Consider the following 16,027-nt stretch of genomic DNA (forward strand, 5'->3'; position numbering starts at 1 on the left):
AAGTAAGCTAAAATGAACATAAACAATATGATTGCAACATGAACTATTTGCTTGTTTTTTTGAGAAAGGGGAGCACATGATGGAAGCCAGACTGCTGATTTGCGATTACTCCTACCATTTCCAGCAGTTCAGCAACAGCCACCGCGCGGGCTTGACGACCTATTTGTTCCGGCTGCAGACGGAAGGATCCTGCACCGTATTCTGCAACGGCACCGATTACCATGTCGAAGGCGGGGACCTGCTGCTGCTGAAGCCGGGAGACGAATACGAGCTTATGGTGCATGAAGATGCCGGCGGGGGACGCGTCTCGAGCGGCGATTATTTTCTGTTTTGCGAAGGCGGCTGGATCGATGCCTGGTGGAGCCGGATGAGCCGGCCTGTCGTCAGCCGGATTGGCAGCGACGATCGCCTGCTCGGTCTGTGGAGGCAGCTGCTGCTAGAAAAAAGGCGCGGCCTGGAGGGGGAGAACGTGGAGCTCACCGGTTACCTGCTGCGAAGCTTGTGCCTTTGCCTGGACCGGGCCATCACGGAGACGAAGCCGGCGAACCGCACCGCTTATACCGCATTGAGGCTGAAGCGTTTTGTCGAGGAGCATGCCACCGTTACCTTTAAATTGGAGGAAGCCGCCGCCCATGTCGGCCTGAGCCTGTCCAGAGCCGTCAAAATCTTCAAGGAGCAGTACGGCAAAACGATGATCCAATACGCTCTGGAAATCCGGCTGAACGCCGCCATCGAGCGGATGAAATACAGCACCATGACCCAGGAGGAGATCGCCGAAACCTGCGGTTTTGCCAGTTATTCCTACTATCACCGCGTGTTCCGCAGCACCTACGGGATGTCGCCGGCCCAATACAGGGAGAGCTTCGCGCGCCTGATGCCAAGCCGCAGCCGGACAAATAATCGGTCATACCAAAAAGCAACCCGCCCGGTATGAACCGTTGACGGATTGCCTGATTTTACGCGAGCAGATCGTTTTCGATCATTGAACATCCACACTATCCTTTGGTGGAGCCGGCCACCATGCCCTTCATGATTTTCTCCTGAAGGATCAGATAGATGACGATCGTTGGAAGCACCGCGATGGCCATCGCCCCCATCGTCAGGCTGTAATCCGTGCCGAAACCGTCCGAGAAAAGGGACAGACTGAGCGGCAGCGTCTTCAGCGCCTGCGTGTTGATAAAGACGAGTGCGAAGGAAAAATCGTTCCAGAACCGCAGAAACGCCAGAATCGAAACCGTTGCCACAATCGGCGTGCAGAGCGGCAGGATCATCCGGCCGAATATCCCCCACCATCCGCTGCCGTCGATCATCGCCGCCTCTTCAATCTCTTTCGGAATCGAGGACATGTAGGCCATGGACAGAAACACGGCGATCGGCAGCTCAAACGCTGTATAGGGCAGAATGAGCGCACCGTAGGTGTCGAGGAGTCCCATGTTTTTCATCATGATAAACAAGGGAACCAGCGTGCTGTGGATCGGAATCAGAAGACCCATCGTAAACAGCACGACGACGACTTTTTTAAACGGGAACGAAAATCTCGACAGCACGTACCCCGCAAGCACGCTGAGCAGAATAGTCAGGATAACCGCCGAGACCGTAACGACCGCGGAGTTCAGCATCGCCCTTCCCATATTCCCCAGATCCCACGCCCTTACCAGGTTTTGCACCATCCACTGTTTCGGCAGCCCGTACGGATTGGCAAAGAAATCCTGGTTTGTTTTAAAAGCGCTCGTAAACAGCCAGTACAGCGGATACAGCGTAACGACGGCATACGCCAGCAGGATCAGCTTGCCGAAGCCGGCCAGCCCTTTGAAGACGGCTCTTTTGCCCGTGCCGCTCCGGGAAGCGGCCGTAATCGTTGCATTCATCCTTGCTTCTCCTCCCCTCAGCTGCTTTTGCGGCGCGTCGCCAAATAGTTCAAGGCGATCAGCACCGCGCTGACGATCATGATCATGGTGGACACGGCCGAGCCGTAACCGTACCGGTAAACGCTGAACGTGCTGTTGTACATGTACGTCGCCAGCAGCTCGGTTGACCGCGCCGGCCCCCCGCCCGTCATGACGATGACATGGTCGAAGGCTTTCAGGCTTCCGGAGATGCAAAGTACGATCGTGACGACCACTGTCCCCCAAATGATGGGGAGAGTGACGTGAATCAGCTTGTTCCAGCCGGCGGAGCCGTCGATTTTGGCCGCGTCGTGGATTTCGGGTGAAATATTTTGCAGCGCCGCGACGAAAATGACCAAGTAAGGGCCGATGTTCGCCCAGTTGATCGGAATGGATATGGCCAGCATGTTGACCTTCGGGTCGGACAGCCAGGCCCGGGTCCAGGAGTGGAGGCCGAGCAGATCCAGCACATGGTTCGCAACCCCGAACTGCGGGTGATAAATGTATCCCCAGATGAGGCCGACCACGACGGTTGACAGCACCATCGGCATAAAAACGGCCGAACGTACAAACCGGGAGAACAGCGAGTTCTTGAACAATACGATGGCCAAAACGAGCGCGATCGGAACCTGGCCGACGATCGACGATACGACCAAGATCAGATTGTTGCGCAGCGCCCGCCAGAAAATCGGATCCCGGAACATCTCCTTATAATTGTCCAGCCCGATGAATTTGGCGTCGCCAAAGCCTTTCCAGCTGAAAAACCCGTAATACGCCGACCAGAACACCGGAATAATGACGAAGATCAAAAACAGCAGAAGCGCCGGAAGAAGAGCTAGCGCTATGAATCCTTTACTTCTCATCGCTGTTGGCATGGCAGCTTCCTCCCTTTCTCATGTCCGTCATTAAGGCGCGGCCGACCGGGCCTGCGCGTCCTGCAGTTTCTGTGCGACGCCTTCTACGGAGCCGCCCATCATAATTTCCTGGAGGCCGTTATTAATGACCTCGGCCGCTTCCGCCGACAAATAAGCATCATAGACCGGCGTGACTTCGGTCGATTTGACGAGGTTGAAGGCTTTATAGTAGAGGGAAGTCACCTTAGACTTGTCGATATCGGTGTCGTACATCACCATGGAGTTGCTCTCGGCGATCGCTTTCTGGGCATCCGGTCCGCTGACCGCATAAATCAGCTCCAGCGCCAATTCCCTTGCTTTGCCTTCCGTCCGGCTGCTGAGCGCAAGTCCGCCGCCGGCACCGCCGGAAATCGTGCCTCCCTTCCCTTTCCCTCCTGGGATTGGCGGCATCACAGTCACTTCGATATCCTTCATCTGGTCTTCCGTAGAGGATGCCGCAAGGTTCGTGAGCGTCCAGGCGCCGCTGATCATCATCGCCGCGTTCCCCTGTATGAAATACTGCTCAGCCTGCGTATTGTCAATGCTGTTGGCGCCGTCCTGGAACGCCTTGTGATCCACCAGCTCCTTAAAATGACCTAGCGCCTGGATGAATTCCGGATCAGTGAATTTGGCCCCTTTCTGCGCAGCGGCATTCTTGAACCATTCCGTTCCCGTTACCCGGTCGGCGAGCGAACCGAGAATCGTGGACTGCGCTACCCACGGGGCTTTGTTGCCCAGCGCAATCGGGGTGATGCCTTTGGCATTGAATGCGCTGACGGCCGTCATCATCTCATCCCACGTGGTCGGGACTTTGACGTTGTTTTTTTCGAACAAGGCCTTGTTATAGTACAGGATTGAGGTGGCCGACATGCCCAGCGGAGCCGAATAGATCTGACCTTGCTCGAACTCATACGGTTCAAAAGCGCCCTGCAGGAACTTGTCCTTCCAATCCGAATGCGCGTCAAGCACCTCCGTAATCGGCTGAAGCAGCTTGGCCTGATACAGCTCGGAGGACTGGCTGCCTGCGTAGACGAAAAATACGTCCGGCATTTCATTCGCCGCGGCAACCGTGCTCAGTCGCTGGCGGTAACCGTCAGGCGGGATGGCTTGGGCGTCGAGCTCTACCTCCGGATGGTCTTTGGCGAACTGCTCGATGAAGCTCCGGACCGATTTGGCCCGCAAATCATCCCCGGCAAAATTGTGCCAGATCGTCAGTTTCACTTTCTCCTGACCGTCCGTGCTTCCCTCTGCCTGCTTGCCGCTCTCCCCGCTGCCGCAGGCGGCAAGGAGCATCGTCATGAGCAGCAGAACAATGCCTAATTTGCGTGTAGTTTTCATGGTCATCCCCCTCTGATATAAATCTTAAGTTCAATCAGCCTTGCGATGATTAGCCCAAGTATAAAAGAGGATGAACGTCTCCCACAGGGGATAGAATTCAGTCAAGGGAGGGACAAACTTCAGCACTTGCCCGATATTCCGAAGGGGTCAGACCGGTGAATTTCTTGAACAGGCGATTAAAATACTTCAGATCTTCGTAACCGATCTCGCCGGCGACCTCGCTGATTTTGGCCGGCGTTTCCCGCAGGAGCCTCATCGCCTTGCGAAGTTTCGCCTGCGTGACGTATTCGAGATAGTTGCGGCCGGTCTCCCGCTTGAACAACTCGCTGAAATAGTTCGGGTTCATATGGACGTGCTTCGCCACTTGCTGCAGCGACAGGCTTTGGTCCAAGTGGTCGTGAATGTAAGCAATGGCCCGTTCTACCGGACTGGACGCCGATACCATCCCCCTGTACTGCTGCATGATCTGTTTCAATTCATGAACCATGATTCGTTCTGGCCACTTGGCCAGCTCGTAGATATCGAATGGAGCCCCTGAAGGAAGCGGACTGGAGTAACCGATCGATGCGGCGGCCCGCTCCAGCCACCGACGGGCCGAAACAAGAATGGAATGAAGGTAAGCCTGCATCGATCCTGGCGTAGCCTCGGGGTCCAGTATGATCCGTTCCAGCAAATCCATAATCCAGGACTGCAGGCGGGACGTGTCGCCCGCCCGGAGAAGGGCAAACAGCTCGGTTTCTTCCTCCACCGTGCATACCGTCCGGATGCCCCGGCGGGAGGCTACCTCTTCATACCGGATGCGCCGTTCTGCACGCAGCAGCCATGCATAGGAGCCGGCCTCCGCTGCGGCAGCTAAGGCGGCGGGCAGGTCCTGAAGCTGGGTGAACGGCAGCCCGCCGGCCGCCGTGACCCGGCAGCCCAGCTCAGCCTCCACATGGCCCAGCACCGGCCTCATGCGGCTCCAGTCGTCCTCGCCCCGGCTTTTTACCAGAAGAAGCAGTGCACTGTTCCATTCGAGCCATGCGCATGGCAATCGTTCAGCCAGCCGGCTGCCGACGATGCGGTATACATCGCCGTCCGGGCGGCTGCCTCTCTCCCCCGAGCTGGAGGAATGGACCGACAGCAGCCAAATCCGGAGCACCGTGCCCCCGTCAGCATCGGGCCGAAGGTCGGGGAACCGGTCCCAAAACTCGGCTTCGGTCGTGGCATCGGGTGCGGATCCCGAAGCCAACAGTCTCCTTAAGAAACCTCGGTTCACGATCGTCTGCTGGACCCTGCCGCCCTCCTCGTTCCGCCGGCGAACCTCCAGCCGCTCCCTGGCCTTGGCCGCGGACTGGATGATTTCCCCCGGTCTGCTCGTCTTCAGCAAATAGTCGCTGACTCCTTCGCGCATTGCCTGCTGGGCATAGGCAAACTCGTCGAATCCGGAAATGATGATGATTTCGGTATCCGGGAACTGCTTTTTCACCTCCCGGGCCATATCGATACCGCTGAGCCCCGTCATCCGGATATCGGTAAATATAATTTCGGGCTGCTCATCCGGAATCCGCTGCAGCGCTTCTTCGGCGGAAGCGGCCGGCTCCAGCACCGTAAAACCGTTCTCCTCCCAATTGACCACCGTGCTTAGCCCGTTTCGGATAATCACTTCGTCATCAACGATCATAACCTTCATCTTCGTTCTCCCCTTTGCTTGATTCTTTCCGAGTCCATTCCTTTGGCTCCTGCACGATCGGGATCCTGAATGTAATCCGCGTGCCCGCTCCTTCCGCACTCTCTACCCGAAGTCCGGCATCCCTGCCGTAATGCAGCGCCAGCCGCTTGTTGACATTGCGCAGCCCGTAGCTCCCGCGGGCGTCAGGTCCCTGCCCGTAGGCCGCCGGATGCTCCGCCAGCCGGTTCCGGAGCCACTGAAGCCTCTCTTCGGGCATTCCGATCCCGTCGTCCTCAACGGCGAAATCGAGGAACCCCCCGCTGCGTTCCACCGCAATCCGGATCATGCCCCGCCCGTCTCGGCCGAGCAGGCCGTGAAGGATCGCATTCTCCACCAGCGGCTGAAGCAGCAGCTTAAGCATCGTTAGATGGTGCAAACTCTCAGCTGCATCGACCCGAAAATCGAATTTGTCGGGATACCGGATCGACTGGATATTCATGTAATGACGGACATGCGTGATTTCCTGCAACACCGTGCAGTATTCCTGGCCGGCATTTAAGCTGAACCGCAGAAAATCGCTCAGCGAGCCGACCATCTCGGCGATCTTGGCACCGTCCTGATTCATCAGCGCCAGCCATTGCACCGAGGAGAGGGTGTTATACAAAAAATGCGGGTTAATCTGCACCTGCAGCGCATGCATATCGGCTTCCTTCTTCAGTGATTCATTGTGCTTGACCTCATCGGTGAGCTTCACGATCCGCGAAGTAAGCCGGTTATAGCTGATGATCAGCTGACCTACCTCGTCTATCGTTTTGACCGGCAGTGCAGGCAGAGGTTCTTCCGGCCTGGCGTTTCTGAGGAATTTGGTGAGCGCGGAGAGCGGGTTAGTAATTTTTTGAATCAGAAAAAGGACCAGAATGATGACAAACAGGATCGCAGCGGTGACAGCGACAGCCGTAAGCCTTAGAAAATACTGGTTTTGCGAGCTGTATTCCGCAGCCGGTATGATCCCGACAAGCTTCCAGCCCACGCTGGACATCTTTTTATACAAAATCGTCTTCTTACCGCTCCCCTGCCCGTAGACCAAATCCCCGCTCTGTCCCTCAAAAGGGCCGATCGAAGGATAATAAGCGTCCAGCGTAAGATTCGTTTCCATATCCGGGGGGCCTGCGAGAATCCGGTTGTTCTCGTCCAGCAGCAGCACGAAGCCCGTTTTTTCCAATTCCACCTGCCGGACCTGGCTGGCGATGACCCCCTGATCCAGATTGATCTGCAGATTACCGATCGGCTTGTATTTATCGGTGCTGCGGATCGGTCTTGCCAGCGTGATCATCTTTCTCACCCCTTCAAAGGTCCACTGCCGGTGGACCGAAGACCACCATTTGGGATGCTCGGCATAATAATCAGGATCCCTCTCCGTGACATCCTGGAACTCCGACCGCACCAGCGACTTGTAGGAGATCGAGTCCTTGGCCCCAAGCGGCTCGACGATGATGTTCGCGATATAGTCTTTGGAAAAGGCGAGGCTTGTCAGAAAGTTGATGACGGCGGTCTGCTGCACATAATTGCTTTCAGAGCTTTTTAAATAGGACTGCACGCCTTCGTTGCCGATCAGAAAAAGCGAAATGTTCTCAACGTCCTTGACCATCGTCTCCAGATAGACATCCAGCTGCCTGAGATTGTTCATTCCGGAGGTTTTGGCTTTTTCCTCGGTCAGGCTCTCGGCCATTTTGTAGGAGAAAATGCCGAGGAACAGCAGCGGAACCAGCGCGGCCAGAATAGTGAGCAGAGACAGCTTATGCTTCAAGGATGTTCCGAACCAATGCTGCATATGAGCCCTCCTACGTCGGTTTATGAAATGATCATGTAATATTATATAACACTGAAAACGCTTGCTCATAGACTAATTGGCTTTATCACAGAGATTCATGTTAGGTTTATTCACTATCTTAGAAGATCACTAGGTCTTAAGTAAATGGTTAAAAAGTCGCAGTAGAATCCGGTTCGCATCTAAAAACTCGTCGGTTGAGGGAGTATTTCACGCGTCAGAGCCTGCTCCCAGAGGAACGCCGTTACTACAGCTATGATCCGATCCCGTTACGCTGGAAGCCTCGTTTTCCTGTTTGCAAAATAAAACGGGGAAAGAGCATCGCTCTCTCCCCGTTTCTATACATCCGGCTCAGCCGGCCTCCAGTCGGCCCCTGCATTCCAGGTTACTCTTCATCAGCCGCCTGTCTTGCATGATGTTACTCTTCATCAGCCGCCTGTCTTGCATGATTGTACAGCTGCTCATAGTATCCGTGCATGGCCAGCAGTTCGTCATGGGTGCCTTCCTCAATCGCCCGGCCGTCTTTCATCACCAGAATGCGGTCGGCGTGCATGACTGTGGACAGCCGGTGGGCGATCACCAGCGTCGTCCGTCCGGTGGACACGTTCGCCAACGCGCTTTGCACCAGCTGCTCCGTATGCGAATCCAGGTTGGCGGTCGCCTCATCCAGGATGAGGATCCGCGGCTCAAAGACCATGATCCGCGCGAAGGAGATCAGCTGCCGCTCTCCGGCTGACAGGCCGCTGCCCCGCTCTGAGAGCAGTGTGTCGTATCCGCCGGACATCCGCATGATCATGTCGTGCGCGCCGACGAACCGGCAGGCATCCATCACCTTTTCACGGGAGATGTCCTCCTGAAACAGCCGGACGTTATCGAGGACGGTTCCCGCGAACAGATAGGGCTCCTGCTGGATCAGTCCGACGAGACGGTGGAGCTGCTGCTGCGGAATATCACGAATATCCGCCCCGTCGATTTTGATGCTGCCGGAATTAACGTCGTAGAACCGGTTCAAGAGGCTGATCATCGTGCTCTTTCCCGCCCCCGTCGTTCCGACGATGCCGACCATTTCCCCGGGCTTCAAATGGAGGTCGAGATGGGGAATAACCGGCTTGGATTCCGAATAGCCGAAAGAAATGTGATTGAAGTCGACCCGGCCGCGGGCTTCGGACAAGCGCAGCCGGCACGTTTGGTCAGGCTCCGGGTCCTTTACTTCGGGCTCGGTGCTGAATATTTTCCAGATCCGGTCCATCGATACGGTCGTCGACTGGAACGTGTTCCACTGCATCGTGATCTGGTTGATCGGCTGGAAAAACTGCCGGATGTAGCTCGTAAACGCGTACAGAACGCCGACGGCCATATGCTCATGGAATACCGCCAGTCCGCCCAGCCAGACGACCGTGACGAGGGCGACGTTGCCCAGAATGTCGAAGGTCCGGTTAAACAGCACGTTGGCGCGGACCTCCCTCATGTTCGCTTCCCAGTAGCTCTGGTTATTTTCGTTAAAACGCCGGGTCTGCTCCTCTTCCTGGCGGAACGCCTGAATCAGCCCCATCCCGGACAAATTCTCCGCAATGAATCCGATTAACCGCGACAAGCGGCTCCGGGTTACCTGGTACGCCTGGCGTAGATAGCGGCGGAACAGGAAGGCCACGAGGCCGATGACGGGCAGCACGATCATCGAATACCAGGCCAGCGTCGTATCGAGCTGAAACATAAAGACAATGATCAGTACGAGCGTCATGCCGTCGCGGATCAAGCTGAGCAGCACCTGTGTGAAAAACTGGCTGATCGTCTCCGTGTCACTGGACACATTGGTCACCAGACTGCCGCGGTGCACGCGGTCGAAATAGGACATCGACAGCTTGGAAATATGCTGGAACAGGTCCTTCCGGATCTGTGCCACGATGCTTTGACCCGCGTACTGCAGTAGGTTATTCTGCAAATACGTGAATAAGAAGCTGACGATCGAAATGCCGAGATAAATGCCGGCGATCGTGGCGATATAACCCAAGTCCCTGCCGCCGACAGCCAAATGATCGTCGATCACGATCTTGACCAGATACGGCTGCAGCAGATCGGCGGAAATGCCGAGGATCGCGCAGACAAACACGCCGGCAAAAGCCCACTTGTGCGGTTTGCCGTAAGCCAGTATCGCCCTGAAGGCTTCAAATGATCTTTTCTTTTCCGCTGCATCCTTTGCTTGCGTTGCCTTGAGGGCAGCGGCTGAAGAATTAGGCATGCTGCAGTCCCTCCTGTTGGATCCGGTATAAAGATGCATATGGCCCGTCCGGACAGGCCATCAATTCCTCATGGCTGCCCCGCTGGACAATGCGGCCTTGATCCAGCACGATGATTTCATCGGCATGCTGGACGCTGCTGATCCGGTGCGCGATAATGAGCGTCGATTTGCCGCTGCGCTCCCGGATCAAATTGCCGAGGATGCCCGATTCCGTCATCGCGTCTACGGCGCTCATGCTGTCGTCGAGAATCAGGAGCTCGGGCTTTTTCATCAGCCCTCTCGCCAGACTCGCGCGCTGCCTCTGACCGCCGGACAGCGTAAGTCCCCGCTCGCCGAGCCGGGTCTCAAATCCCGCTTCAAAGGAGTTGACGCTTTCCAGCAGCAAAGCCTGGGCCGCTGCCTCGCGGATTTGCTCGATGCTGGCGGAGCGGTCGCTGAAGGCGATATTGTCGGCGATATCCGTGCTGAACAAGAAGCCGTCCTGCGGCACATAGCCGATCTTGCGGCGCAGTGATTCCAGGGTCACACGGGTAATATCCTGGCCGTTCACCTTAATGCTGCCGGCCGGGGGCTCATAAATGCGCAGAAACAGCTTTGCCAGCGTCGATTTGCCGCTGCCGGTGCGGCCGATGAGCCCGACGGTGCGGCCTTCCGGAATGGTGAAGCTGACGTCCTTAAGCGCTTGTTCCGACGTCCCCGGATAAGAGAACGTCAAGTGGTCCACGGCGATATCCCCGATGCGGGCAAGGTCCGAAGCGTCGTCCTTGTCCCTCACGCTCGGCACCCTGGCCAGCAGCCGGTTGACGCGTTCCAGGGAGGCTCCCGAGCGCTGCATCATGTTAATCACGTTGCCGATCTGCTGCAGCGGTCCCGTCAGCATCCGGAGGTAGAAGGTCAGCGCAACGAAGCTTCCAAGTGTCATCCGGCCCTGAATCGTCATATATCCGCCGACCAGCAGCGAGACGACAAGGGATAACGCCCCCAAGAACGGAAGCAGCGCCTGGAACAAGGATGACATCCTCACCAGATGCAGCTGCGCGCTGCGCACCCCGTCGACCGTCTCGTCAAACCGGCGCTGCGCCGTCTCCTCGATGGCGAACGTCTTCGTGACGCGGATGCCCCCGATTTGCTCATCGGCGGATTCCGTCATCGTCGCCAACCCTTCCTGCACATCCATCGACCGGTTCCGGATGCGGGGACCAAAATAAATGACCAGAAACGGAATGGCGACCAGCGGGCACACGCTGACCAGAATCAGAGTTACCGGAATACCTGTAACCAGCATCATGACAACACAGGAGATGACCATGAACACGGCGTTGGTCGTCTGCGTGACTCCGAATGAAATCGCTTCCCTAACCGAAGTCACGTCGTTCATGACATAGCTGAGCAGCTTGCCGGTCCCCTGTTTGGAAAAAAAGTCCTCACTGAGGCGGGAAAACTGGGCAAAGATCTGGCCCCTTGTCAAAAACTCGAACCGCCGGCCGAGACGCATAATGGTAAACTGCCCTAAACCGAACAGCACGCCATAGGACACGGCAATCCCCAGCAGGATCAGGCTGTAGCGGATGATGTCCTCGCGACCGATCGAACGTTCCTTCAGTCCATCCGTCACCTTACCGAGAATCTGCGGCAGCAGCGCCTGATCCACGTTGGACAGGATGATCAGGATGACGGCGGTCAGGTAGAGAAGCGCGTTTTTCTTCAAATAATTGGTGAGCAGTTCGAAGCTTTTCAAGAGTTCCATTCCCTCCTTTGGTTTCAATTGAATTGATATTTCATCATTACCCGCTTCCGACCCATCCATTAAAATATACCACAGAAAAAAAAGAATGGGCTTTTCCCAACCTGGCAGAGCAGCGAAAAAACCGTGTCCCGGAACGGATAAATTTTTTTTGGAGTCTTACTTCTGCCTGCAAAAAACCGGCCGTCCATTAATTTTGCCGCACTGGATAAATGTCCACGATCCGCAGCTCTCTTCGGCATAAGATGACAGTATGCGAAATTGCAATCAGCAAAGGAGGAGGACCGCTTGAAGATTCGTAAAGCGATCATTCCGGCAGCCGGTTACGGAACGCGGTTTCTTCCCGCCACCAAAGCAATGCCCAAAGAGATGCTGCCGATTATCGATAAGCCCACCATCCAGTTTATTATCGAAGAAGCCGCGGCTTCCGGGATTGAGGAAATTTTGATCGTGACCGGCAAAGGCAAAGAGGTGATCGAGGATCACTTCGACTCGGCGCTGGAGCTCGAATATTATTTAGAACAAAAAGGCAAGTTCGAGGAACTCCGCAAAATCCGGGAATTTACCGGCATTGTCGACATCCACTATATCCGCCAATCAGAGCGTAAAGGTCTGGGGCACGCCATCGGGGTAGGGCGCAAGTTTATCGGAACCGAGCCCTTTGCCGTCCTGCTTGGAGACACGTTTTTTGACGCTGATCCGCCGTCGCTAAAACAGCTTATGGATGGGTATGATCGGCTGCAGACGTCCATCGTAGGTGTGCAGAGCGTGGCGGCTGACAAGGTATCGAGTTACGGCATCGTCGACGCCAAACCGCTGGTCGATTCGTTTGCGTATGTGAACCGGTTGGTGGAAAAACCCGCGGTCGATGCCTCTCCTTCGAGGCTGGCCATGGTGGGCCGTTACATTTTGACTGCATCCATTTTCGATATCCTGGAAAACCAATCCCCGGGAGTTGGCGGCGAAATCCAGCTGACGGACGCATTGAATCAATTACTTGTCAAAGAAGCGATTTATACCTGCGAGATTAAAGGCCGCTGGCATGACGTCGGTGATCCGCTGGGTTATGTGAAGGCCATTTTGGCACTGACGAAGCAAAGAGCGCAACTGAAGCAACACCTGCAGGACGAAATGAGCGAGCTGTTACAAGAGGACCCGCAATTACCGGATTCCGGTTCCGGTGACCCTGCGCCGTAAGCCCCAGCTTCACCCGCCTGCCTTCTCGTGATGCAGGTATGTAACGGAAAACCAATTCTAAAGAGAGGTGTCCCCGCAAATGATTGAATTGGCTTTAGCTTTTACGGATAAGGACGGAACCTATTCCGAGCACGCTGCCGCCGCGTTGGCTTCGGTGTTCCGTAATACTTCCTCCGAGCTTCAGGTTCACATCCTCCATGACGATTCGCTCCTGGAAGAAAACAGGAACAAGCTCGCCCAGCTGGCGGCGGATTTCAAGCATCCGATCCACTTCTATCCTGTGACCCTGCCGGTGGAGATGATGAACGTTCTCTCGGGAACCGGCTCCATCGACCGATGGACGTGGGGCAGTCTTTATCGGCTGCTGCTGCCAGCCGTGGTACCTGCTGAACGGGTAATCTATCTCGACTGCGACGTGATGGTCAATATGGACATCACCGAGCTGTGGGAGATCGACCTGAACGGCGGCTACCTTGGGGCTATCCACGACCAAGGCATCCACGGCATAGCAGAAGTCGTGGCCGTCCAGGGTTTAAACCCCGAAACCTATTTTAACTCCGGGGTCCTTGTATTTGACCTCAATGCCATTCGGCAGCACGTGACGTGGTTTGAAGAAATACTGAACTTTTTCCGCGCCTTTCCCGGCACCTCGATGCCGGACCAGGACTGCCTGAACCACGTATTCGGGGGAAACTGCCTGCTGCTGGATCAACGGTTCAACTGGTTTTACGTCCCGGGTGCCGAAATGGACCTCCAGCAAAAAATCGTTCACTTTGCCGGTGATATGAAGTGCTGGGACCCGCTTTCCCCAGGATATGCCCTCTATCAGGATAATCTGAGATTAACGCCATGGAGCAAGGAGCCGATACTCCCGGCGCCCATCAAAAGAAGCGCGGACAGAAAAGCCCGGCATCTGCTTATGAAACGCAAAACCCGCAAACACTCGCCTAGAAAACCATCCTCCCACCACCGGAGCGAAAGGGAACAGAGTGAAAGGGTCGTCATGAGGAAGCGGAGAAAAGCCTCCAGACACTCCAGGTACTCCCGGCACAAATCTGCAACCGGCAGCGGCAGCAAGTCCCGCATCCTTAAGATGCGCCGCAGCTCCCGCAGAAAGCATGCCATGTACATTCAGGGCTTCAGCAGCGGCATCTATTTGTAACGGTCGTCTCAAGAAAAATGCAAACAACCTCCGCCCTTCCGGCGGAGGTTGTGCTTTATTCTTCAATGTAAATGTTGTTTCCGGCGCCCCATCCGGCCAGCATATAGACGATGGCCACGATCAGCAGGACCGAGGTCGCGGTCGTCCAGCTGCCGCTCAGGTCATGGACAAGTCCAATCAGCAGAGGGCCTACAGCGGCCAGCAGGTACCCGACCGACTGGGCCATACCGGACAATTCCGCAGCCTGTTCGGTCCGGCGGGTGCGGAGCATGAAGAACATCGTTACGAGGCCGAAGGCCGCACCGGTGCCGATTCCGACCAATACGACCGCGACCGGAACGATCGCGTTCCATCCGCTAAGCAGTAGCACAAAGCCCAGAACAAAGCAGAGGAACGTCCCGACGACCAGTCCGCGCTGATTCTTAAAGCGTCCCGCCAGAATCGGCACGAAGAACGTGACCGGCACGCTGAAAAATTGCATCAGCGACAGCATCCAGCCTGCCGTCGAACCGCTCATGCCCCGATCGGTCAAAATTTCAGGTAGCCAGGACACGACCGAGTAAAATACGAAGGATTGCAAACCCATAACAATCGTGACCTGCCACGCCAGTTTCGAGCGCCAGATGCTGCTTTTCGATGAAATCCGCACCTCGCCGGTCCGATGCCGGTACCGGAGCTGCGGCAGCCAGACGATGAGCGCGATCAACGACAGGATTCCCCAGATGAGCAGGGATCCCCGCCACCCGGAAGCGAGATGATTCGACACCGGAAGGCTGACGCCGGAGGCGATAGCCGCAAAGATGTTCATCGAAACGGAATAGATTCCCGTCATGACACCCACCCGCAGCGGAAAATCCCGCTTAATCAGGCTTGGCAGCAGCACATTGCTGACCGCGATGCCGAGGCCGAGCAGAATCGTGCCGGCAAATAAAGCGGCGACCGAAGGAACGAACCGCAGGACAATGCCCAGCGTTACAGCGGCCACTCCGCTAAACAGCGTCTTCTCCATGCCCCATCTCCGGGCCAACTTCGGAGCAATCGGGGAGACGATGGCAAAGGCCAGCAGCGGGAACGTCGTCAGCAGCCCCGCAAGGGTATGCGACATTCCCGTATCGATCCGGATCGTTTCAACGAGCGGACCCACCGAAGTGATAGGCGCCCGCAGCGTCGTCGCGATCAGGATAATTCCAAGAACCAGCAGCAGCGCCTTCATCCCTGTGGAAACCTGGGGATTCTCCGCCGGCTGCGTAGACATTTCGTATGTTTTATTCATGATGTTCTGTATTTCCTCCTTCAGACTAATCAAGCAAGGCATCTTGGGATGCCTGGATATACGACCGGACAATTTCGCCCGCCACCGCCGCGTCCCGGCGGATGATGGCTTCAAGCAGACGCTCATTGAGCCGGCAGTGCACAAGCACCAGATCCCAGCGCAAGCTGCCCAGCGAGAGGGAACTCGTCACGGATTCACTAATGCTGTCATACAATTCGCTGAGCAGCCGGTTATGCGCAGCGGCGATCACCTGCTTGTGAAAGGCCAAATCGGCAATGATATAAGCTTCCATATCTCCGGACTGTTCTGCGGCGCTGCAGGCCGCAAGCGTAAGCCGGATCTGCTTGATATCATCCGCCGTGCTTCGCTGGGCAGCGAGCCGGGCGGCTTCCTGCTCCAGCGCAGCGCGAACCTCCAGCGTCTCGCTCAGCTTGGAGCGCTCCATCCGCCGCTGAAGGACGGGACCGAGGCTGCTCGACGCGACAACGTACGTCCCGTCCCCCTGCCGTGTCCGGAGCAGTCCCGCATGAATCAGGGCACGGATCGCTTCACGGATCGTGTTTCGGCTGACGCCCAGCTTCTCCACCAGCTCCGGTTCCGGAGGAATGCGTTCCCCAACAGGCCATTGCCCTTCTTCAATCAGCTTCTCCAGCTGGGATGCGACCTGCTCGACAAGCGTTGAACGCGTTGGACGCTGCAAATTCATTCGAATACCTCCAAACATAGGATGTTTGGTTCATTGTAGCATGAACTTCGGTTTCCTGCACAATTTTTTCGTTTACGTGCCATAAGAGACCCTGAAACGCAGCAACGGCA

At 56.1% G+C, this 16,027-nt stretch carries 12 protein-coding genes; 3 read left to right on the forward strand and 9 right to left on the reverse strand.

All coding sequences use genetic code 11. From position 1 onward, the window contains the following. Nucleotides 1-79: 79 nt before the first annotated feature. The gene (locus tag IAE55_RS26115) at nt 80-934 is read left to right on the forward strand and encodes a helix-turn-helix domain-containing protein (protein WP_200634333.1); all 855 of its coding nucleotides are present in this window, start codon (nt 80-82) and stop codon (nt 932-934) included. Nucleotides 935-995: 61 nt separating this feature from the next. Here IAE55_RS26115 and IAE55_RS26120 read toward each other — a convergent pair whose 3' ends face one another. The 7 genes from IAE55_RS26120 to IAE55_RS26150 form a co-directional block, all read right to left on the reverse strand. Next, nucleotides 996-1,868 (reverse strand): carbohydrate ABC transporter permease, encoded by an 873-nt coding sequence (locus IAE55_RS26120; RefSeq protein ID WP_200634299.1) that lies wholly within the window; start codon nt 1,866-1,868, stop codon nt 996-998. A gap of 17 nt (nt 1,869-1,885) precedes the next feature. Beyond that, entirely contained in the window at nt 1,886-2,761 is an 876-nt protein-coding gene (locus IAE55_RS26125; RefSeq protein ID WP_145163103.1) for a carbohydrate ABC transporter permease, read from the reverse strand. 30 nt (nt 2,762-2,791) lie between these two features. Continuing rightward, complete coding sequence (locus IAE55_RS26130) at nt 2,792-4,117, reverse strand: extracellular solute-binding protein (RefSeq protein ID WP_200634300.1); 1,326 nt, start codon at nt 4,115-4,117, stop codon at nt 2,792-2,794. Nucleotides 4,118-4,214: 97 nt separating this feature from the next. Beyond that, nucleotides 4,215-5,789 carry a response regulator transcription factor gene (locus IAE55_RS26135; RefSeq protein WP_200634301.1) on the reverse strand — a complete coding sequence of 525 codons (1,575 nt, stop codon included), beginning with the start codon at nt 5,787-5,789 and terminating at the stop codon, nt 4,215-4,217. Continuing rightward, a complete protein-coding gene (locus tag IAE55_RS26140) occupies nt 5,770-7,599 on the reverse strand; it encodes a cache domain-containing sensor histidine kinase (protein ID WP_200634302.1) in 1,830 nt (609 codons plus the stop codon). Before IAE55_RS26140 ends, IAE55_RS26135 begins: the two co-directional genes overlap by 20 nt. A gap of 415 nt (nt 7,600-8,014) precedes the next feature. Continuing rightward, on the reverse strand, nt 8,015-9,835 hold the full coding sequence (locus tag IAE55_RS26145) for an ABC transporter ATP-binding protein (RefSeq protein WP_105446148.1): 1,821 nt from the start codon (nt 9,833-9,835) through the stop codon (nt 8,015-8,017). Beyond that, the gene (locus tag IAE55_RS26150) at nt 9,828-11,573 is read right to left on the reverse strand and encodes an ABC transporter ATP-binding protein (protein ID WP_145163110.1); all 1,746 of its coding nucleotides are present in this window, start codon (nt 11,571-11,573) and stop codon (nt 9,828-9,830) included. Before IAE55_RS26150 ends, IAE55_RS26145 begins: the two co-directional genes overlap by 8 nt. Before the next feature lie 294 nt (nt 11,574-11,867). Between IAE55_RS26150 and galU the strand changes: the two genes are divergently transcribed. Both galU and IAE55_RS26160 read left to right on the forward strand, forming a co-directional pair. Continuing rightward, the gene (gene galU, locus IAE55_RS26155; RefSeq protein ID WP_105446146.1) at nt 11,868-12,776 is read left to right on the forward strand and encodes a UTP--glucose-1-phosphate uridylyltransferase GalU; all 909 of its coding nucleotides are present in this window, start codon (nt 11,868-11,870) and stop codon (nt 12,774-12,776) included. Nucleotides 12,777-12,855: 79 nt separating this feature from the next. Beyond that, nucleotides 12,856-13,938, forward strand: coding sequence for a glycosyltransferase family 8 protein (locus IAE55_RS26160; RefSeq protein WP_145163112.1), 1,083 nt, complete (start codon nt 12,856-12,858; stop codon nt 13,936-13,938). Nucleotides 13,939-13,993: 55 nt separating this feature from the next. Here IAE55_RS26160 and IAE55_RS26165 read toward each other — a convergent pair whose 3' ends face one another. Both IAE55_RS26165 and IAE55_RS26170 read right to left on the reverse strand, forming a co-directional pair. Further along, nucleotides 13,994-15,211 carry a CynX/NimT family MFS transporter gene (locus IAE55_RS26165; protein WP_105446144.1) on the reverse strand — a complete coding sequence of 406 codons (1,218 nt, stop codon included), beginning with the start codon at nt 15,209-15,211 and terminating at the stop codon, nt 13,994-13,996. A 25-nt stretch (nt 15,212-15,236) separates the two neighbouring features. Then, the gene (locus tag IAE55_RS26170) at nt 15,237-15,917 is read right to left on the reverse strand and encodes a FadR/GntR family transcriptional regulator (protein ID WP_145163114.1); all 681 of its coding nucleotides are present in this window, start codon (nt 15,915-15,917) and stop codon (nt 15,237-15,239) included. Nucleotides 15,918-16,027: the final 110 nt, after the last annotated feature.

The organism is Paenibacillus sp. S28 (assembly GCF_016624415.1).
Classification (GTDB): Bacteria; Bacillota; Bacilli; order Paenibacillales; family Paenibacillaceae; genus Paenibacillus_AQ; species Paenibacillus_AQ favisporus.